This window comes from Micromonospora sp. NPDC007271 (assembly GCF_040634005.1).
In the GTDB taxonomy this organism is placed as follows: domain Bacteria; phylum Actinomycetota; class Actinomycetes; order Mycobacteriales; family Micromonosporaceae; genus Micromonospora.
In genome coordinates, this window is the sequence record NZ_JBEYER010000039.1 from 43,252 (window position 1) to 62,278 (window position 19,027).

Genomic DNA, 19,027 nt, shown 5'->3' on the forward strand with positions numbered 1-19,027 from the left:
ACAGGGAGGTGACACCGATGGCCGTTGAACCCCTGCCCCCCGAAGCCACCACGGTCGAGCCGGGCACCCAGATCACCCATCCCGATGGCCGAGTCGAGCTGCGCGACTTCTCCACCATCGCCGACAGCCCGTACTTCAACGAGGAACTCGCCCCGGTGCCCATCGAGAAGCGCACCTGGAACACGTACAACTTCGCGGCGCTGTGGATCGGGATGGCGCACAACATCCCCAGCTATCTGCTCGCCGCGGGGCTCATCCAGCTCGGGATGAACTGGGCTCAGGCGTTCCTCACGATCACCCTGGGCAACCTGCTCGTCCTGATCCCGATGCTGCTCAACAGCCACGCGGGCACGAAGTACGGGATCCCGTTCCCGGTCTTCGCCCGCGCGTTCTACGGCGTACGCGGCGCCAACCTCGCGGCCCTGCTGCGCGCCTTCATCGCCTGCGGCTGGTTCGGCATCCAGACCTGGATCGGCGGCGAGGCGATCTACGCGATCGCCGGCAAGCTGCTGGGTTCCTGGTGGGTCGACGCGGCGAAGGTCATGGACCATCCGTGGACGCTGTGGGCCTCGTTCCTGCTGTTCTGGGCGATCGAGATGGCGATCATCTGGCGCGGTATGGACACCCTGCGCCGCTTCGAGAACTGGGCCGCGCCGTTCGTCATCGTGGTCGCCGTCGCGCTGCTGATCTGGGTGCTGGTCGAGGCGGGCGGGCCCGGCCCGATCCTGTCCCAGCCGTCCAAGCTGGGTTGGGGGGCCGACTTCTGGAAGCTGTTCGCGCCGTCGCTGATGGCGATGATCGCGTTCTGGGCGACCCTGTCGCTGAACATCCCGGACTTCACCCGGTTCGGCGGCAGCCAGCGGCAGCAGGTGTACGGCCAGATCCTGGGCCTACCCACCACGATGTCGTTCTTCGCCATCCTGTCGATCGTGATCACCTCGGGCACGGCGGTGATCTACGGCGAGGCGATCTGGGACCCCATCCAGCTGGCCGCGAAGTTCGAGAACCCACTGGTCGTGGCGCTCGGCCTGTTCACGGTGGTGGTGGCCACGCTGTCGGTGAACGTGGCGGCCAACACGGTCAGCCCGGCGTACGACTTCTCCAACGCCCTGCCGCGACTGATCAGCTTCCGGACCGGCGGCCTGATCACCGGGGTGCTCGGCATCCTGATCCAGCCGTGGCGGCTGGTGCAGGACCCGAACATCTACATCTTCGTGTGGCTCGGGTTCTACGGCGGCCTGCTCGGCGCGGTCGCCGGCGTGCTCATCGCCGGTTACTGGGTCCGCCACCACACCCGCCTGCAGTTGCCCGCCCTGTACCGCCCCGAGGGCCGGTACTGGTTCGCCGGCGGCTGGAGCTGGAGGGCGCTGGTGGCGACCGTCGTCGGCGCGCTCCTCGCCGTGGGCGGCGCCTACTCCGCGCCCGGCAAGGGCCCGTTCCCGTCCGACGGGCTGATCCCGTTCCTCAAGCCGCTCTACGACTACAGCTGGGTCGCCGGTCTGGTCGGCGCGTTCGTCGTCTATCTGGCGCTGTCGGCACCGCGCGGCAGCCATGTCAAGGGGGAGGTTGGATGAGCAGCATCGTTCGAGCCGGGCTGGTGCAGCAGAAGTGGACCGGTGACAAGGAGTCCATGATCGCGAACGCGGTGGAGGCGATCCGCCGCGCCGCGTCGCAGGGCGCGCAGGTGGTCTGCCTGCAGGAACTGTTCTACGGCCCGTACTTCTGCCAGGTCCAGGACGCCGACTACTACTCGTACACCGAGGCGATCCCGGACGGGCCGACCACCGCGCTGATGCGGGAGGTCGCCGAGCAGCACGGCGTGGTGCTGATCGTGCCGATGTACGAGCAGGAGCAGCCGGGGGTCTACTACAACACCGCCGCGGTGATCGACGCCGACGGCACCTACCTCGGCAAGCACCGGAAGAACCACATTCCGCAGGTGAAGGGCTTCTGGGAGAAGTTCTACTTCCGGCCTGGCAACCTCGGCTATCCGGTGTTCGACACCGCCGTGGGCCGCATCGGCGTCTACATCTGTTACGAGCGGCACTTCCCGGAGGGTTGGCGCGCCCTGGGGCTGGCCGGCGCGAAGATCGTGTTCAACCCCTCCGCCACCAGCCGGGGCCTGTCGGAGTACCTGTGGCGGCTGGAGCAGCCGGCCGCCGCGGTCGCCAACGAGTACTACGTCGGGACGATCAACCGGGTCGGGGTGGAGCCGTTGGGCGACAACGACTTCTACGGCCAGTCCTACTTCGTCGACCCGCGTGGGCAACTGGTCGGCGATGCCGCGTCGGACACCGAGGAGGAGGTCGTCGTCCGCGACCTGGACATGGACAAGCTGGCCGAGGTACGCGACCTGTGGGCGTTCTACCGCGACCGCCGGCCCGAGACCTACGAATCGCTGGTGACGCCGTGAGCATCGTGATCCGCAACGGGACAGTCGTCAACGCCACCGGGGCGTACCCGGCGGACGTGCTGGTGGAGGGCGAGCGGATCGCGGCGCTCGCCGCGCCGGACACGGAGCTGGCGCAGCAGTGGGCGTCCGGCGCCGAGCGGGTGATCGACGCCGCCGGGAAGTACGTGGTGCCGGGCGGAATCGACGGGCACACCCACATGGAGATGCCGTTCGGCGGCACGTTCTCGGCGGACACGTTCGAGACCGGCACGGTCGCGGCGGCCTGGGGCGGCACGACGACGATCGTCGACTTCGCCGTGCAGGCCAAGGGCACCTCCCTGCTGTCCGCGCTGGACAAGTGGCACGGCAAGGCCGACGGCAACTGCGCGGTCGACTACGCGTTCCACATGATCGTCTCGGACGTCAACGACACCTCGCTGAAGGAGATGGAGGCCTGCATCGACGCGGGCGTCAACACCTTCAAGATGTTCATGGCGTACCCGGGGGTCTTCTATGCCACCGACGGGGAGATCCTGCGGGCGATGCAGAAGGCCCGCGACACCGGCTCGATGATCATGATGCACGCGGAGAACGGCATCGCCATCGACCAGCTCGTTGCGCAGGCGTTGGCCAGTGGGCACACCGACCCGGTGCAGCACGGGCTGACCCGGCCGCCCGAGTTGGAGGGCGAAGCCACCTCGCGGGCGATCACCCTGGCCAAGGTCACCGGCGCTCCGCTGTACATCGTGCACCTGTCCGCCGCGCACGCCCTCGACGCGGTCACCCGCGCCCGGGACACCGGGCAGAACGTGTTCGCGGAGACCTGCCCGCAGTACCTGTTCCTGTCCCTGGACGATCTGGGCAGGCCCGACTTCGAGGGCGCGAAGTACGTCGCCTCTCCCCCGCTGCGCCTGAAGGAGCATCAGGCGGAGCTGTGGCGGGGCCTGCGTACCAACGACCTGTCGCTGGTGTCCACCGACCACTGCCCGTTCTGCTTCAAGGACCAGAAGGAACTGGGCCGAGGCGACTTCTCCAAGATTCCGAACGGGATGCCGGGGGTCGAGCACCGGATGGACCTGCTGTACCAGGGCGTCGTGCGCGGCGAGATCACCCTGCCGCGTTGGGTGGAGATCAGCTCCACCACGCCCGCCCGGATGTTCGGTCTCTACCCGCGCAAGGGCGTCATCGCGCCGGGCGCGGACGCGGACATCACGGTCTACGACCCGACGGCCCGGCAGACCATCTCCGCCCGCACGCACCACATGAACGTGGACTATTCCGCGTACGAGGGCATGGAGCTGACCGGGAAGGTCGCCACCGTGCTGTCGCGCGGTCGGGTCGTCGTCGACGGCGACGCCTTCCACGGCGCGGCCGGGCACGGCCGGTTCCTCAAGCGGGACCTCTGCCAGTACCTGGTGTGACAAGGAGGAGCTGTGGACTTCGGTGTCGTACTCCAGACCGACCCGCCCGCCCGCGACGTCGTGGCCGGGCTCACCGCCGCCGAGGACAACGGGTTCCGCTACGGGTGGACGTTCGACTCCTGCGTGCTGTGGCAGGAGCCGTTCGTCATCTACTCGCAGGTCCTCGCCGCGACCAAGCACCTGATCGTCGGACCGATGGTGACCAACCCGAGCACCCGCGACTGGTCGGTCACCGCGTCCCTGTTCGCCACCCTCAACGAGATGTTCGGCAACCGCACGGTGTGCGGCATCGGGCGCGGTGACTCCGCTCGGCGGGTCATCGGCCAGCCGCCGGCGAGCCTTGCCACGCTGCGCCAGGCGATGCACGTGATCAAGGAGCTGGCCGAGGGCCGGGAGGTCGAACACCACGGCACGCCGGTGCGCATCCCGTGGGTACGGGACGGCCGGCTGGAGATCTGGATGGCCGCGTACGGCCCGAAGGCGTTGCGGTTGGTCGGTGAGCAGGCCGACGGTTTCATCTTGCAGACCGCCGACCCCGACATCGCCCGCTGGACCATCGGCTCGGTACGCGACGCGGCCACCGCCGCCGGCCGGAACCCCGACTCGATCACCATGTGCGTGGCCGCGCCCGCGTACGTCGGCACCGACCTCGCCCATCAGCGGGACCAGCTGCGCTGGTTCGGCGGGATGGTCGGCAACCACGTGGCCGATCTGGTCGCCCGCTACGGCGACTCCGGCGTGGTGCCGACCGCGCTGACCGACTACATCAGGGGCCGTGCGGGCTACGACTACGCGCACCACGGCCGGGCCGGCAACCCGTCCACCGATTTCGTGCCGGATGAGATCGTCGACCGGTTCTGCCTGCTCGGGCCCGAGTCGGCCCACGTCGACCGGCTGCAGGAACTCAAGGAGATCGGGGTGAGCAACTTCGCCCTCTACCTGATGCACGACGACAAGGAGAAAACCCTGTCCGCGTACGGCAAGGACGTGATCGCCAACCTGTGATCACTGTCGGTGGACCGCGCCGGCGACGTCTGGTCGACTGGTGGATGCTGACCAGATGGCATTGAGCGAACGGCTGCTGGTGGTGACGCTCGTCGTGTCCGGGTTGGCCGGGTGCGGGTCCGAGCCGGGGTCGCGGTCCTGCACCGTGATGGCCATTTCGATCCCGGACGTGCGGGTCACCGACCCGCTCGCGCCACTGACGCTGACCGCGACGGTGACCGCGAACGGCAGGCCGCTGGCGGGAGCCGAGCTCGCCTACTTCATCGCGGTCGGCCGGCAGGGCGAGCAGACGGTCGGGCGGGTGGTCGGCCAGGCGAGGACCGGTGACGACGGCGTGGCACGCTACGTACGCCAGCACGGCGTCGACGGTCTGACGTTCTCCGACGAACGCATCGACCGGTACTCGGTGGAGTACAGCCCGATCAACAAGATCGGCAACGTGCAGTACTGCCGGGCGCGCGCCGACGCGCGGCTCACCGTCGGCTGACGATCCGGGCCGTAAGGTGCCGGCCAGCCACAAAGCGACCAGCAGCACCCATACCCCGCTGACGACCAGTTCCGGGGACAGTGGCACTCGGGACCGATGAGACCGTCGCCCCCTCCCCGCGATTCCGGCGCGTAGGCGGGTACGCCCAGGTCTCCCGCCGGCTGTTTCCGGCACCGACGACCCGGGGGGCCGATCATGGGTTTTGGCTTCGTGCTGGCGCTCGGCGCCGCGTTGTGCAGTGCCACCGCCGCGACCCTGCAGTCGATCGGGGCGCGCCGGATCGCGGCCACCGAGCACCTTGATCCTCGGCTGCTGTGGCGGTTGGTGCGAACCGGGCCGTACGCCGCGGGCCTGGCGTTGGACGGAGCATCGTCCGGGCTCACCTTCACCGCGCTGCGGACCGTACCGCTCTTCGCGGTCCAGGCGGTGGGGGCGGCGAACCTCAGCATCGTCGCGGTCCTGGCCATGCTGGTACTGCGGGTCCGATTGTCGGCGCAGGACGCGGTCGCGATCGGCGGGGTGATCATCGGACTGGTGCTGCTGGTGATCTCGGCTGTCACGGGGCCGCCGTCGCAGGTGCCGAGGGTGGCCGGTTGGTGCCTGCTCGGGGCCGTGATCATGTTGGCCGTTGGCAGTTATCTAGGCAGCCCTCGGATGCGTGGTCCCGCATTGCCGGGGATGCTGGCCGGGCTGTCCTTCGGTTCCGCGGCTCTTGGCGCCCGGCTGCTCGGCCGGGTCGACACGATCGGCGCCGTGGTGACCAACCCGACCAGCTACGTGCTGGTGATCGCCGGTTTGAACGGGCTGCTGCTGTATGCGGCAGCCCTGCAACGCGGGTCGGTGACGGTCGCCTCCGCGTCGGCCATCGTGGGACAGACCGTGGCCCCGGCGGTGGTCGGTCTGGTGCTGCTCGGCGACCGGGTCCGGCCCGGGTTCGCGCCGGTGGCGACGCTGGGCTTCGTGCTCGCGGTCACCGCTGCGGTGGCCCTCGCACGGCATGCCCAGCCACACGCGCCCCGAGCCGCAGTGAACGGAAGACCCGCTGGTGAGGCGAGCCGCCATTGACCGGGTGGGGCCGCGTCAACGGGTTAGTTGGGGGGCTCGAAACGGCCGTCGACCGCGGTCCAGCCGCCGTCCACCACCAGGCAGGTACCGGTCACGAAGCTCGCGGCATCGCTGGCCAGATAGACCACCGCACCCGCCATCTCCTCCGGCCGCGCCCAGCGCCCGAGCGCGCTCTTGGCGGCGTACGCGTCGTACCACTCCGGGTTGGCCTTGATCTGGGCCGTCAGGGGCGTCTCCACGACACCGGGGGCGACCGCGTTGACCCGCACCTTGCGTGGCCCGAGCTCGGCGGCGGCGGTCCGCAGCAACTGCACCAGACCGGACTTTGTCGCCGCGTAGACGCCCTGGCCCGGCTCGACCGTGAAGGCGCGAATGGAGGAGAAGCCGATGATGCTGCCCGTCCCCCGCGCTGCCATCCCCGCGCCGAATGCCCGAACCAGCCCGAATGAGGCGGCAAGGTTGAGGCCGACCACCCGGTCGAACTCCTCCTGGGAGTAGTCCAGCAGCCGCTTACGGACGTTCGTCGCGGCCGTGAAGACCAGGACGTCCACGTCACCCAGCTCAGCCGCGGCCCGGGGGACGGCGGGAGCATCCAGCACGTCGAGGGTGTACGGGGAGCCGTCGGCCAGTTGGGCGGTGAGGGCGGCGGCTTCCGCGTCGCGGTCGGCGCAGATGACCTCGGCACCGTGCGCCGCCAACGCCCGGGCGCACTCGCGGCCGATGCCGCCGCCGGCACCCACCACCACAGCCCGTCGGCCGTCGAGCCGGAACAGCTTGTCGTACCCGGACATCACTCAAACTCCTCATCTTTGCCGCATCTGCTCATCTGGTCCGCCGGCGCGGATCAGGCGCCGACCGGAGGTTCAGGCCGGCCGGATGATCGCCATCCGGGTCACGGTCAGTTCCTCCACGGCGAAACGGGGGCCTTCGCGGCCGATGCCGGAGTCCTTCACCCCGCCGTAGGGCATGTTGTCGGCGCGGAATCCCGGCACCTCGTTCACCACGACCCCACCCACCTGCAGCCGCTCCACCGCGGCGAAAGCGGTCGACAGGGACCTGGTGTAGACGCTCGCGTGCAGGCCGTATCGGGATCGGTTCACCAGATCGAACGCCGTGTCGATGTCCGCGACCGTGCGGACGCAGACCACCGGGCCGAAGATCTCCTCGTCCCACGCGGGCAGGCCGTCGGGCACGTCGGCGAGGACGGTTGGCCGAAGTACCCCTCCGTCGCTGTCACCGCCGGCCACGATCTTCGCGCCCGCCGCTACCGCCTCGGCGATCCAGTCCCGGACCCGCCGGGTCGACTGCGGGTCGATCAGCGCCGCGACCCGGGTGGCTTCGTCACGCGGGTCGCCCACGGCCACCGCGGAGACCCGGTCCGTCAGCAGCCCGAGAAACTCCTCGGCCACCGGCGCCTCCACCAGCACCCGCTGGACGGAGATGCACGCCTGGCCGGAGGCGTAGTAGCCGCCTCGTACCACGGCGTCGGCGGCGGCGGCCAGGTCCGCATCGGCGGCCACCACGAGGGCCGCGTTGGAGCCGAGTTCCAGCAGGACTTTGGTGGGCGCGGCAGAACGGGCGATGGTGTGGCCCACGGCGGCGGATCCGGTGAACGAGACGGCACCCACCCGCCGGTCGGTCACCAACGTCTCCCCCACGTCCACGCCACCGGTGACGAGCTGCACCGCCTCCGGCGGCAGCCCGACCGGCCCGCCGGCCTCACGCAGCAGGTGTACCAGCCAGAGCGTGGCCAGGGGCGTCTGCGGCGCGGGCTTGCACACCACCGGGCAGCCGGCCGCGAGCGCCGGTGCGATCTTGTGCGTGGCGAGCAGCAGCGGGTAGTTGAACCCCGCGATGCCGACCACCACTCCGATCGGCCGGCGCGTCCAGAACCCCATCAGTCCCTCGCCGGACGGCAGCAGGTCCAGCGGCACCGTCTCACCGTGCAGCCGGGCCACCTCCTCGGCCGCGGTCTCCAGCGTGACGAGGGTGCGGGCAACCTCCGTCCGGCAGTCGACCAGCGGCTTTCCGGTCTCCAGCACCAGGAGCCGCTCAAACTCGGCGCGCCGCGCGGCCAGCATGTCGCGGGTGTTCAGCAGCGCCGCTCGGCGGACGTGTGAGGGAAGACGCGCCACGGTGTCGGCGGCGGCCACCGCGACGTCGAGCGCGGTCCGGGCAAGTTGGGCGTCACCGACGGGCGCCTCGGCGATGTGCGACCCGTCGTACGGGAACCGTACGGGCGCGGTCGGCGCCGGCGCCCAACCGTCACCGATCGGCAGGCCGGCCGGGAACGGTGCCTCGAACACGGTCATCGTCTCCTCCATTGCTGGACGGCACTGGGGCAGAGGTCGGCGTACGCGTGGTGTCCCCCGGCGCTGTCCGCGGCGAGGATGCCGTGGGCCACTGCCCGGGTGAACGCGTCCGCGGCGGCGGCGAGCACCGCGTTGAAGGCCGGCGGGTCGAGGCTGGGGCCGGCACAGGAGGCCAGGGCGAAGACGGTGTCGCCGTCGAACATCGAGTGCACCGGCCGGATGGCGCGTGCCATGCCGTCGTGCCCGATGCCGGCCAGTTTCTGGCACTGGGCCTTGGTCAGCGTCGCATCGGTGGCCAGCACACCGATCGTGGTGTGGAACGACTCCACGACACCGCGGCCGGCTGCGGCGGGCGCCTGGGCTGCCTCCAGGGCGGCGGCCCACTCCCGCTGGTCCGGCGGGCGCAGGCCGGCGAACTCGCCGGCCAGGCCGAACCGGGTGCCGTACAGTTCCCCGGTGGTGGGGTCGAGCGTCGAGCCGACCGCGTTCACCACGGCCAGCGCGCCGACCGTCACGCCCGCCACGACCGCGCTGGCCGAGCCGACGCCGCCCTTGATTCCGCCGGCCACCGCCCCGGTGCCCGCCCCGATCGTGCCCAGCGTGACCGGGGCTTCGGTCGCGGCGTCGTAGGCGGCGGCGCCGAAGTCCGGGCCCGGGGTGGCTCGGAAGTCGCCGCCGCGTCCGAGGTCGAACAGGACCGCTGCGGGAACGATCGGTACCACCTGGCCGGGCTCGGTGCCCACGGGGAAACCGATCCCGGCGTCCGCCAGGCGGTCCATGACGCCGGGAACGGCGGCCAACCCGTAGGCGCTGCCTCCGCCGAGCACGATGGCGTGCACCCGTTCGACGAGGTTGCGCGGATCGAGCACGTCGGTCTCGTGGGTGCCCGGGCCGCCGCCCCGGACGTCGACTCCCGCGACCGCGCCGCCGGGTGGTGCCACCACGACGGTCGTGCCGGTGAGCCAGCCGCCGCCGGTGCGCTGATGGTGCCCGACGCGGAGACCGGTGACGTCGGTCAGGGTGTTGCGCGGCCCGGGTCGAACCGGTGAGGTCACCGCGTACCGGCCAGGTGGGGTGCGTGCAGGAAGCGGCGGGCCGCCTCGGCGTAGACCCTGGCGCACTGGGCGATCTCGGCGAGTTCGACGTACTCGTCGGCCTGGTGGGCGATCCACTTGCCGCCGGGGCCGTAGACGACGCTCGGCACGCCGCCACGGGCGGTGAGGATGGTGCCGTCGGTGGTGCCCGGCACGCCCCCGTACGTCGGCTCCTCCCCCGTCACCGCGGTGTGCGCCGCGGCGAGCGCGGCGACCACCGGGGCGTCGACGGGCGTGTCCACCGGCGGTCGGTCGACCAGTACACCGACCTCGGCGCGCACCTCCTCGTCGGTGCCGAGTGCTGCCGCGATGCCGCGGACGCGCTCGATCAGGGACGGGTGGTCCACGCCGGGTACGGTGCGGACGTCGACCGCCACGGTCGCGTACGCCGGGATCACGTTGATCTGGTCGAGGTCGCCGGCGGTGGCCACCGTCGGCGTGATGTACGGCAGGCCCAGGTGGGGATGTACGCCGTGCCGGGACTGGAGTTCGCGTTCCAGTTCGGTCAGTGCCAGCACGAAGGCTCCGGCCGTGCGGATCGGGTTGCGGGCGTGTTGTGGCATGGCGCCGTGTGCCATCCGGCCGTGGAAGTCCACCCGGAAGCGGATGGCGCCCTTGGACACCGGGCAGATTTCGCCGGCCTCCGGCTCGCACACGATCGCCGCGTCGACGTCCGCGGCGAGCCCGGAGTCCACGAAGTGATGGACGCCGAGCATCAGCCCTTCCTCGTCGGCCAGTGCGCACACCTTGATCCGGCCGGGGAACGGCCCGGCGAGCTGCAGGGCGCGCACCGCGTACAGCATGGCGGCCACGCCCGCCTTCATGTCCGCCGAGCCACGGCCGTAGAGCCGCCCGTCGCGGATCTCCGCCCCGTACGGGTCGACGGTCCAGGTGTCGAGGGCACCCTCGGTGACGACGTCGGTGTGGCCTTCGAACATGAGGGTGGGTCCCGCACCGCCGCCGCCGTCCACGACGGCTACCACGTTGGGACGGCCCGGGGCGGCTTCGGAGATGTGCGGCTCCCACCCGAATTCGCGCATCTTGGCGGCGACGAGTTCGGCGGCGGGCTGCTCGGACCGGCCGTTGGCGGGATCGTTGACGCTGGGGATGCGCACCAGAGCCTGGGTGAAGGCGACCACGGCCTCCTCGTCGATGTGGATGGTGTCAACCTGGGACGAGACGCTCATGGTTGCTGCGGCTCCTTCCGGTCTCTGTTCGCCGCGTGGGCGGCGAGGGCTTTCTGCAGGGTGGGCGCGGCAGCGAGCAGCGCCTGGGTGTAGGGGTGGGTCGGGCGCTCGTACACGGTTGTGGTGGGGCCGCGTTCGACGATTTCGCCGTTGTGCATCACGACGACGGTGTCGCAGAGGTGCCGCACGACCGAGAGGTCGTGGGAGACGAAGACCAGCGTCAGTGAGAAGTCGTCGACGAGGTCCATGAGCAGGTTGAGGATCTGCGCCCGGACCGAGACGTCCAGTGCGCTGACCGGCTCGTCGGCGACGAGGACCTTCGGGTGTGGGGAGAGGGCTCGGGCGATGGAGATTCGCTGCCGTTGGCCGCCGGAGAACTGATGCGGGTAACGGTTCGCGGCGGCGGCGGGCAGCCCGACGGCGTCGAGCAGTTCCGCGACCCGCGCCTTCGGGTTGTGGTGGCCGAGCGCCACGAGGGGCTCACTGATGATGTCGCGGACCGTCATCCTGGGGTCGAGTGAACCCATCGGGTCCTGGAAGACCATCTGCAGGTCCCGGCGGAGGAACTTCAGTGACCGGTCCGGCAGCCGGGTGATGTCCCGTCCGGCGAAGCGAATGGAGCCGGAGGTCGGGCGGTCCAGGCCGGCGAGAAGTCGGATGAGGGTGGACTTGCCCGAGCCCGATTCACCTACGATGCCGACCCGCTGCCCGTAAGCGATGTCGAGATCGACGCCACGTAGCGCCTCCACCACCGGACCGGGCCGGGTCAGTGACCGGCGGGGACGCCGGTAGCGGCGGACCACCTGCCGGGCGCTGATCACCAGGTCGGCTCCGGTGCTCGCGGGTGCCGGCGCCGGGTTCCCCGGGAGATGGTCCGGACTGACTGTGCCGACGTGCGGGGTCTCGGTCATCGCTCCTCCCCTACCGGGTGCCAGCAGGCGTAGCCGCGCGCGGGTGTGCCGGACCACTCCGGTGTCCGCTCGCACTGGGCGGTCCGCCGGGGGCACCGGGTGCGGAAGACGCATCCGTCCGGAAACTCACCGCCGCTGGGCACCGCTCCCGGGATCGTCCTCAGACGTCCCCGTTCGTCGACGACGGTGAGGTCGGAGGCGGCGATCAACCCTTCCGTGTAGCGGTGTCGAGGTGCCGTGAACACCTCGTACACCTCTCCGGTCTCGACCACCCGGCCCCCGTACATGACCAGGACGCGCTGGCACACGGTGGCCACCACCGCCAGGTCGTGGGTGATGAACAGCAGTGCGGTGTTCCGCTCCGCGGCCAACTCCAGGATCAGGTCGAGCATCTGCGCCTGCACGGTGACGTCGAGGGCCGTGGTGGGTTCGTCGCAGATCAGCAGGGCGGGATCGTTGGCCAGGGCGATCGCGAGCATGACCCGTTGGCGCTGGCCGCCGGAGAGTTGATGCGGGTAGGCCCGGGCGGTCGCCCTCGGCTCGGGCAGGCGTACCCGGTCGAGCAGCTCGACCGCCGCCGCTGCCGCCTCGGCCCGGTTGGCCCGGGTGCCGTGCAGGAGCATCACTTCCGCGACCTGGTCGCCGACGCGCATCACCGGGTTCAACGCCGTCATCGGCTCCTGGAACACCATCGAGACGGCCCTGCCGCGGACCTTCGCCAGTTGACGCTCGCCGGCCCGGAGCAGGTTGTCGGGCACTGCCTGCAGGCGGATCGACCCGGTGGCCCGCAGGCCCTCGGGCAGCAGGCCCATCAGCGCCAGCGCGGTCAGGGACTTACCGGACCCGGACTCGCCGATCAGGCCCACCCGCTCGCCGGCACCGATGCTGAAGGTCACGTCCTCCACCAGCGGGACAGGGCCGACCTCGATGCCCAGGTCGTCGACCGTCAGCACCGCGTCCGTCGCGGTTCCCGTGCCAGGTGCCTGCGCCGCGGCCGTCATCGGTGCTCCCGCAGCTTGGGGTCGAGCCAGTCGCGGAGCCCGTCGCCGAGCAGGTTGAAGCCGAGGACGGCGAGGGCGATCGCGAGCCCGGGCAGGAACGCCAGCCGGGGCGTGGAGAAGAGGAGTTCCTGCGACTCCTGGAGCATGCGGCCCCAGGAGGGGGTGGGTGGTCGGGTGCCGAAGCCCAGGAAGGACAGCGCGGCCTCGGCCAGGATGGCGATGGCGAACGACACCGATGCCTGAACGATGAGGATGCTGGCGATGTTCGGCAGCACGTGGCGCAGCGCGATCGCGAGTCTGGACCGGCCGGCGGCGCGGGCGGCGAGGACGTACTCGGTGTGCATGACGCCGAGGGTCTGGCCGCGGGCGACGCGGGCGAACGCGGGGATCGTCGCGACGCCGATCGCGATCATCGCGGTGAGGGTGCTCGCGCCGAAGACCGCGCCGAGCATGATCGCGAGCAGCAGCGCGGGGAAGGCGAAGAGCAGGTCGTTGGCCCGCATGACCACCTCGCTCAGCCAGCCGCCGGCCATGCCGGCGAGGACGCCGAGCGGGGTGCCGATTATCGCGGCGACGCCCACCGCCACGATCCCGACGAAGAGGGTCGTGCGGGCTCCCACCATCAGCTGGCTTGCCACGTCGCGGCCGAACTTGTCGGTGCCGAGGACGAAGCTGTCGCTGAACGCTGGTGCCAGCCGGTGGGCCGCGTCGACGTGCAGCGCGTCGTGCGGCGTCCAGATGAACGAGGTGAGGGCGGCCAGCACCACCAGCGTCACCAGGGTGGCGCCGACCATCATGCTGGGGTTGACGCGTCGCCGGCGGCGCCGGCCGCGCTGCGTGGCCGGAAGGTTGTCCAGTGCGGTCATCGGGCCCCCCGCAGTCTCGGGTCGAGCAGGGCGTACAGGACGTCGACCAGGAAGTTGATGCCGAGTACCGCGACGACGAGCACCATGACGGTGCCCTGCACGAGCAGCAGGTCCCGGTTGGCCACCCCGTCGAGCAGGAGGCTGCCCAGGCCAGGCAGGGTGAAGACCCGCTCCACCACGACGGCGCCGATGAGCAGCGTGGCCAGTTGCAGACCCAGCACGGTCACCACCGGAATCGCGGCGTTACGCGCGCCGTGCTTCCACAGCGCCCGGTAGAGCCCGAGGCCCTTGGCGCGGGCCGTGCGGATGTAGTCCTCCCGCATGACGTCCAGGACCGCGGAGCGGACGTATCGGCTGAGCACCGCACCCTGCACCAGGCCGAGGGACAGGGACGGCAGCAGCAGCTGCTGGAACCAGGCGCCGGGGTCCTCCCGCAGCGGGGTGTAGCCGCCGGAGGGAAGCGCCTGCCAGGTGACGGCGAACAGGAACACCAACAGGATGCCGGCGAGGAAGGCCGGCACGGCCACGCCGAGCTGGCTGAGCCCGGACAGGAGCAGTCCGCCGACGCTGCGGTGGCGTACCGCGGCGGCGGTGCCGAGCGGCACCGCCACCACGATGGCCATCAACATCCCGAACAGCACCAGCCAGAGCGTCACCCCGAGCCGGTCGACGATCTGTGGGCCGACGCGGTCGGAGGTCACGTAGGAGACGCCGAAGTCACCGACCGGCAGACCCGACACCCAGTCCAGGAACTGGGTGGTCAGGGGTCGGTCCGTACCGAACTCGGCGCGTTTGGCCGCGACCGCCTCCGCCGTGGCGTTGACGCCGAGCGCGACCTCGGCCGGGTCGCCGGGGAGCACCGCCATGACCGCGAAGACGACGACCGAGGCGACGGCGGTGCTCACGACGAGCACCGCCGCGCGGACGAGCAGGTACAGGCCCATCGTGCTACGCCTCGGACGGGGACAACACGCTCAGGTCGAAGGACTCGGACACCAGGTTCTTCGGCAGGCCCGTCATGCCCTTCTTCGCCACGATGAGGTTGGGGAACAGGAAGAGGAAGTCACCGGCGGCGTCTTCGGCGACGATCCGCGCGGCCTCCTTCATTGCCGCGACCTGCTCGTCTTCGGTGCCGGCGTCGGCCTTGGCGAACAGTTCCTGCACCTTCGGGTTGTGGTAGCGCAGGTAGTAGTCCGGGTTGCCGAAGACCGCGGTGATGTCGCGGGGTTCGACGTGGTTGATGATTGACATGTCGTAGTCAGCCTGCTTGAACACGACGTCCAGCCAGCGGGCCGGGAACTCCAGCGGTTCGATCTCCACGGTGATCCCGACGGCGGCGAGCTGCGACTTGACGACCTGGGCCGACGCGACGGCGTAGGGCAGGTTGGGGATGCGCAGTCGCAGGTTGAGCTTCGGCTGTCCGGCCTGGGCCAGCAGGTCCCTGGCCTTTGCCGGGTCGTGCGGGTACAGGTTGGTCAGGTCTTCGTACCAGGGGTCGGTCGGTGGCACCATGCTGCCGATCAGCTGGCCTCGCCCGGCCCAGGCGGTGTCCAACAGCGCCTTGTGGTCGATGGCGTACCGGATCGCCTGCCGGACTCGCTTGTCGTTGAGCGGGGCCTTGGAGTTGTTGAAGGACAGCACCACCTCACCGGTGGTGGTGCCCTCGATGACCTCGTACTTCGAGGTGTCGGAGAACTGCTGGATCGACTCGGGGGCCTGGACGGCCGAGATGATGTCGATGCCGCCGGTCAGCAGGGCGTTGTTCAACGCCGTGGCGTCCTTGAAGTACTTGAGCACGACCTTGCCCGCCTTCGGCTTCGTGCCCCAGTAATTGGCGTTCGCCGAGTAGGTGATCGCATCACCGCGGCGCCACGAGTCCAGCTTGTACGGCCCGGTACCGACCGGCTTGTTGGCCAGGTCGGCGACCCCGTCCCGACTGAACATGGCGCCGACCCGGGTGGTCATCTTGTACAGCCAGGAGTTGCTCGGCTTGGTCAGGGTGACGACCGCGGTGGTCTCGTCCTTCTTCTCCACGTTGGCCACGACGTCCATGGCCGACTTCAGCGAGACCTTCCAGTCGGTCTTGACCCGGTTGATGCTGAACACGACGTCGTCGGCGGTGAACTTCTTGCCGTTGGTGAAGGTCACGTTGTCGCGCAGGTGGAACGTGTAGGTCTTGCGGTCCGGGCTGATGTCCCACGACTCCGCGAGCAGCGGCACGATCTTGCCGTCCTGGTCGAGCTTGACCAGGCCCTCGTACACGTTGACGAGCAACGCCTGCGGGATGGCGACACCGTCGGTGCTGGTGAAGTCAAGGTTGGCCGGTTCGGCGACGAAGCCGACCGACAGACTGGACGCGGTGGAGGAGTCTCCCGAGGTTCCCGATGAGCACCCCGCGGCGGTGATCGCGAGTGTGGCGGTCGCGATGACCGTCACGAGCCGGGCGAGCGGTCGTGTCACGGCTTTGTCTCCTGGGGAAGGGGCCGGGCGGGGCCGGTCCGAGCTGGCGAACGAACGGGTGATCACGGTGCGGTGGTGCTCTCCACGGCGGCCAGGATCTCCGCCGCGAGTTCCTTCGTGGTGGCGCTGCCACCGAGATCGGGGGTGTGCAGGGCAGGATCGCGCAGCGCGGTGGCGACCGCGTCGCGCACGATCCGCCCGGCCGTCGGCAGGCCGACGTGGTCGAGGAGCATGGCTCCGGACAGCATGCACGCGACCGGGTTGGCCACGCCACGCCCGGCGATGTCCGGCGCCGAGCCGTGCACCGGTTCGAAGAGCGCCGGCACGTCGCCGCCGGGTAGGAGGTTCGCGCTCGGTGCCATGCCCATCCCGCCGGCGAGCACGGCCGCGAGGTCGGAGAGGATGTCGCCGAACAGATTGCCGCACAGCAGCACGTCGAGTTCGCGGGGACGTTGGACGAGGCGGACGGCCATCGCGTCGACCAGCACGCTCTCGCACTCGACGTCGGGGTGCTCCGCCGCCACCTCGGCGACGACCGAGTCCCAGAGCGTGTAGCCGTGGCGGAGCGCGTTGGATTTCGTCACCAGACTCAGCCTGCCGCGGCGGGACCGCGCGAGGTCGAAGGCGTACCGGGCGGCCCGCAGGATCGCCGGCCGGGAGTGGACCGCCACCTCGATGCCGAGTTCGTGCGGAGTGGCGGCGTGTGCGCGGCCGCCGATGCCCGCGTACTCCCCCTCGGTGTTCTCCCGGACGATGACCAGGTCGACCCCGTCCGGCTCGCGCAGCACGGTGGTCACACCGGCCCAGGACTGGACAGGCCGCACGTTGACCGCGAGGTCCAGGGCCTGACGTATCCCGATGATCAGGCCCCAGATGAGTTCGTGGTCGGGAACGTCCGGCCGGCCGACGGCCCCGAACAGCACCGCGGGAAAGCCACGGAGCACGTCGGCGGCGTCCGGCGGCATCGCCCGGCCGGTACGCAGGTAACGGTCACCGCCCCAGTCGAGCTCGACGGCCTCCAGCCTGCTGCCGGCACGTCGGGCGGCGGCACGGAGCACCGGAAGGCTGGCCGAGATCACCTCGGGTCCCACGCCGTCGCCGGGAATCACTGCCACGCGGAGGTCCTGCACGCCGAGCTCTCCGTTCTTTGCGGACGCCCTTTACCTCAACTGGTCTGACCAGTAGCCTCAGTGGACCCAACGCTCTCACCCACCCGCGGTAAAGGTCAAGAGCTCAATCCCAAGGTCTCCGCCGGAACCGGGGCCATCGATCCGGCCTCCGAGCGGCTCCGGCATTTACTCCACAAGGGAGGGACTTCATGGCATCAAAGGCTTCGCGGTCCGCCGCACTGCTCGCCGGCGCGCTGATGTTCTCGGTCGCCACCGTCGGCACCTCCGGTCCCGCTGCAGCGGCGGACACTCCCGGCCTGCCCGGCAAGTACAACGCGATCACCGACGTGCCGGGCATCCAGATCGGCCAGGTCCAGTCCACCCAGGCCCCGTACCTCACCGGCAGCACGGTCGTCTACACCCCACGCATGTCGGTGACCGGCGTCGACCAGGCAGGCGGCGCGCCGGCCACCAAGGAAACCGACCTGCTCGACCCGCTCAACTCCAACCCCGGCGTCAACGCGGTGATGCTCGGCGGGAGCAGCATGTACGGGCTCTCCGCCGCCGACGGCGTCATCCGGTGGCTCGAGGAACGCGGTGAGGGGGTCCGGGTCGGCGGCGGAGTCGCTCCGATCGTCCCGGCCGCGGACATCTTCGACCTCGGGCGCGGCGGCAACATCCGGGCTCGCACCACCCCCGCCTGGGGCTGGCTCGCCGCCGAGAACGCCCACCCCGGTGCCGTCGCGCAGGGAGTGGTCGGCGGCGGCACCGGGGCACGCTCGGGTGGCCTGAAGGGCGGGGTCGGCACGGCCAGCATGGTGCTGGACAACGGGATCGTCGTCGGGGCCATCGTCGTGGTGAACTCCGTCGGCTCCCCGGTGGACCCCCGAGACTGCTCGCTGCTCGCCGCACGGTACGAGGTGGCCGGCGAGTTCCGCGGCCTGGAGACGCCGAAGAAGCAGGACTGCAACCCGCCCGGCGCCGCCGGTGCCAAGGCGGACGAGCCGTCGATGAACACCACCATCGCCGTGGTCGCCACCAACGCCCCGCTGGAGAAGGCCGCCGCCGCCCGCATGGCCAGCAACGCCCAGGACGGCCTGGCCCGGGCGATCAACCCGATCCACACCCTCAGCGACGGGGACACCGTCTTCGCGATCTCGACCGGCGCAGGCACCCCCCTGCGCGTCAACGCCGACGGTGGCCAGCTCAACCGCATCTTCAACGCCGCTGCCGACACCCTGACCCGGGCGGTGGGGCACGCGATTCTCAACGCCAACACCGTCGGCACGGCCCGCAGCTACTGCGACCGGTACCCGTCGGCGTGCAAGAAGCTCGCTCCGCTGCCGGCCGACAAGCAGGGCACGGCCCCGGAGGTCACGGCCCAGTCGTTGGCCACGGCAACCGCCAAGATCTCCGACGGCACCCCACCGGTCGGCGGCTCGTCGACCAACGGGCAGGCCGCCCAGTCGAGCTCGCCGGAATCCGCAGCGAAGCAGACCGACGAATCGCGGCAGCCGGTGTCGTTCACCGGCACCGCCTCATCTGACGGGAACAGTTCCTCACCCCTGCTCGTCAACGGACTGCTGGCCCTGGTCGGGTTCGTCGGACTGGCCGGCGCTCTGCTGATCCGGCGCCGAGCAGCCGCCAAGAGCTGACCCGAAGCCGGGGGACCACGCTCCGCCAGGCCCGGCCGACGCGACGTGACCGTCGCGTCGGC

17 protein-coding genes are annotated in these 19,027 nt (G+C 70.5%); 7 read left to right on the top strand and 10 right to left on the bottom strand.

Annotated features, from left to right (window positions below; translation table 11 throughout):
* Window positions 1-17: 17 nt before the first annotated feature.
* From ABZ570_RS16280 to ABZ570_RS16305, 6 genes are all read left to right on the top strand, one after another.
* Window positions 18-1,574 (top strand): NCS1 family nucleobase:cation symporter-1, encoded by a 1,557-nt coding sequence (locus ABZ570_RS16280; RefSeq protein WP_358063299.1) that lies wholly within the window; start codon window positions 18-20, stop codon window positions 1,572-1,574.
* Entirely contained in the window at window positions 1,571-2,413 is an 843-nt protein-coding gene (locus tag ABZ570_RS16285; protein WP_358063302.1) for a nitrilase-related carbon-nitrogen hydrolase, read from the top strand. The genes ABZ570_RS16280 and ABZ570_RS16285 overlap by 4 nt, the downstream gene beginning before the upstream one ends.
* Complete coding sequence (gene hydA, locus ABZ570_RS16290) at window positions 2,410-3,813, top strand: dihydropyrimidinase (protein WP_358063304.1); 1,404 nt, start codon at window positions 2,410-2,412, stop codon at window positions 3,811-3,813. The genes ABZ570_RS16285 and hydA overlap by 4 nt, the downstream gene beginning before the upstream one ends.
* Window positions 3,814-3,825: 12 nt before the next feature.
* Complete coding sequence (locus tag ABZ570_RS16295) at window positions 3,826-4,818, top strand: TIGR03842 family LLM class F420-dependent oxidoreductase (protein WP_358063307.1); 993 nt, start codon at window positions 3,826-3,828, stop codon at window positions 4,816-4,818.
* A gap of 55 nt (window positions 4,819-4,873) precedes the next feature.
* The gene (locus tag ABZ570_RS16300; protein WP_358063310.1) at window positions 4,874-5,305 is read left to right on the top strand and encodes a hypothetical protein; all 432 of its coding nucleotides are present in this window, start codon (window positions 4,874-4,876) and stop codon (window positions 5,303-5,305) included.
* Window positions 5,306-5,500: 195 nt separating this feature from the next.
* A complete protein-coding gene (locus ABZ570_RS16305) occupies window positions 5,501-6,370 on the top strand; it encodes a hypothetical protein (RefSeq protein ID WP_358063313.1) in 870 nt (289 codons plus the stop codon).
* A gap of 23 nt (window positions 6,371-6,393) precedes the next feature.
* On the opposite strand, the gene ABZ570_RS16310 is transcribed toward ABZ570_RS16305, so the two are convergent.
* The 10 genes from ABZ570_RS16310 to ABZ570_RS16355 all read right to left on the bottom strand — a co-directional run bounded on the left by ABZ570_RS16310 (window position 6,394) and on the right by ABZ570_RS16355 (window position 17,316).
* Window positions 6,394-7,161: an SDR family oxidoreductase gene (locus tag ABZ570_RS16310; RefSeq protein ID WP_358063316.1), complete on the bottom strand. Its 768-nt coding sequence runs from the start codon at window positions 7,159-7,161 to the stop codon at window positions 6,394-6,396.
* A 72-nt stretch (window positions 7,162-7,233) separates the two neighbouring features.
* Complete coding sequence (locus ABZ570_RS16315; protein ID WP_358063319.1) at window positions 7,234-8,682, bottom strand: aldehyde dehydrogenase family protein; 1,449 nt, start codon at window positions 8,680-8,682, stop codon at window positions 7,234-7,236.
* Window positions 8,679-9,737, bottom strand: coding sequence for a P1 family peptidase (locus tag ABZ570_RS16320; RefSeq protein ID WP_358063322.1), 1,059 nt, complete (start codon window positions 9,735-9,737; stop codon window positions 8,679-8,681). The genes ABZ570_RS16315 and ABZ570_RS16320 overlap by 4 nt, the downstream gene beginning before the upstream one ends.
* Window positions 9,734-10,963, bottom strand: a complete 1,230-nt coding sequence (locus ABZ570_RS16325; RefSeq protein ID WP_358063325.1) for a M20 family metallopeptidase — start codon at window positions 10,961-10,963, stop codon at window positions 9,734-9,736. The genes ABZ570_RS16320 and ABZ570_RS16325 overlap by 4 nt, the downstream gene beginning before the upstream one ends.
* On the bottom strand, window positions 10,960-11,874 hold the full coding sequence (locus tag ABZ570_RS16330) for an ATP-binding cassette domain-containing protein (RefSeq protein WP_358063328.1): 915 nt from the start codon (window positions 11,872-11,874) through the stop codon (window positions 10,960-10,962). Before ABZ570_RS16330 ends, ABZ570_RS16325 begins: the two co-directional genes overlap by 4 nt.
* Window positions 11,871-12,875, bottom strand: coding sequence for an ABC transporter ATP-binding protein (locus tag ABZ570_RS16335; RefSeq protein WP_358063331.1), 1,005 nt, complete (start codon window positions 12,873-12,875; stop codon window positions 11,871-11,873). The genes ABZ570_RS16330 and ABZ570_RS16335 overlap by 4 nt, the downstream gene beginning before the upstream one ends.
* Window positions 12,872-13,741, bottom strand: coding sequence for an ABC transporter permease (locus tag ABZ570_RS16340; RefSeq protein WP_358063334.1), 870 nt, complete (start codon window positions 13,739-13,741; stop codon window positions 12,872-12,874). Before ABZ570_RS16340 ends, ABZ570_RS16335 begins: the two co-directional genes overlap by 4 nt.
* Window positions 13,738-14,685, bottom strand: a complete 948-nt coding sequence (locus tag ABZ570_RS16345) for an ABC transporter permease (protein WP_358063337.1) — start codon at window positions 14,683-14,685, stop codon at window positions 13,738-13,740. The genes ABZ570_RS16340 and ABZ570_RS16345 overlap by 4 nt, the downstream gene beginning before the upstream one ends.
* A 4-nt stretch (window positions 14,686-14,689) precedes the next feature.
* Window positions 14,690-16,201, bottom strand: coding sequence for an ABC transporter substrate-binding protein (locus ABZ570_RS16350; RefSeq protein ID WP_358063339.1), 1,512 nt, complete (start codon window positions 16,199-16,201; stop codon window positions 14,690-14,692).
* Between the two features lie 62 nt (window positions 16,202-16,263).
* Window positions 16,264-17,316, bottom strand: a complete 1,053-nt coding sequence (locus ABZ570_RS16355; RefSeq protein ID WP_358063342.1) for an isocitrate/isopropylmalate dehydrogenase family protein — start codon at window positions 17,314-17,316, stop codon at window positions 16,264-16,266.
* A gap of 203 nt (window positions 17,317-17,519) precedes the next feature.
* Between ABZ570_RS16355 and ABZ570_RS16360 the strand changes: the two genes are divergently transcribed.
* On the top strand, window positions 17,520-18,965 hold the full coding sequence (locus ABZ570_RS16360; RefSeq protein ID WP_358063345.1) for a P1 family peptidase: 1,446 nt from the start codon (window positions 17,520-17,522) through the stop codon (window positions 18,963-18,965).
* Window positions 18,966-19,027 lie beyond the last annotated feature (62 nt).

Excerpts from the sequence above, each read along its gene's own strand:
- ABZ570_RS16360 (WP_358063345.1), top strand. The coding sequence starts at position 17,520 with ATGGCATCAAAGGCTTCGCGGTCCGCCGCACTGCTCGCCGGCGCGCTG.
- ABZ570_RS16335 (WP_358063331.1), bottom strand. The coding sequence starts at position 12,875 with ATGACGGCCGCGGCGCAGGCACCTGGCACGGGAACCGCGACGGACGCG.
- ABZ570_RS16280 (WP_358063299.1), top strand. The coding sequence starts at position 18 with ATGGCCGTTGAACCCCTGCCCCCCGAAGCCACCACGGTCGAGCCGGGC.
- ABZ570_RS16300 (WP_358063310.1), top strand. The coding sequence starts at position 4,874 with ATGGCATTGAGCGAACGGCTGCTGGTGGTGACGCTCGTCGTGTCCGGG.
- ABZ570_RS16340 (WP_358063334.1), bottom strand. The coding sequence starts at position 13,741 with ATGACCGCACTGGACAACCTTCCGGCCACGCAGCGCGGCCGGCGCCGC.
- ABZ570_RS16305 (WP_358063313.1), top strand. The coding sequence starts at position 5,501 with ATGGGTTTTGGCTTCGTGCTGGCGCTCGGCGCCGCGTTGTGCAGTGCC.
- ABZ570_RS16315 (WP_358063319.1), bottom strand. The coding sequence starts at position 8,682 with ATGACCGTGTTCGAGGCACCGTTCCCGGCCGGCCTGCCGATCGGTGAC.
- ABZ570_RS16310 (WP_358063316.1), bottom strand. The coding sequence starts at position 7,161 with ATGTCCGGGTACGACAAGCTGTTCCGGCTCGACGGCCGACGGGCTGTG.
- ABZ570_RS16345 (WP_358063337.1), bottom strand. The coding sequence starts at position 14,685 with ATGGGCCTGTACCTGCTCGTCCGCGCGGCGGTGCTCGTCGTGAGCACC.
- ABZ570_RS16285 (WP_358063302.1), top strand. The coding sequence starts at position 1,571 with ATGAGCAGCATCGTTCGAGCCGGGCTGGTGCAGCAGAAGTGGACCGGT.
- ABZ570_RS16325 (WP_358063325.1), bottom strand. The coding sequence starts at position 10,963 with ATGAGCGTCTCGTCCCAGGTTGACACCATCCACATCGACGAGGAGGCC.
- ABZ570_RS16330 (WP_358063328.1), bottom strand. The coding sequence starts at position 11,874 with ATGACCGAGACCCCGCACGTCGGCACAGTCAGTCCGGACCATCTCCCG.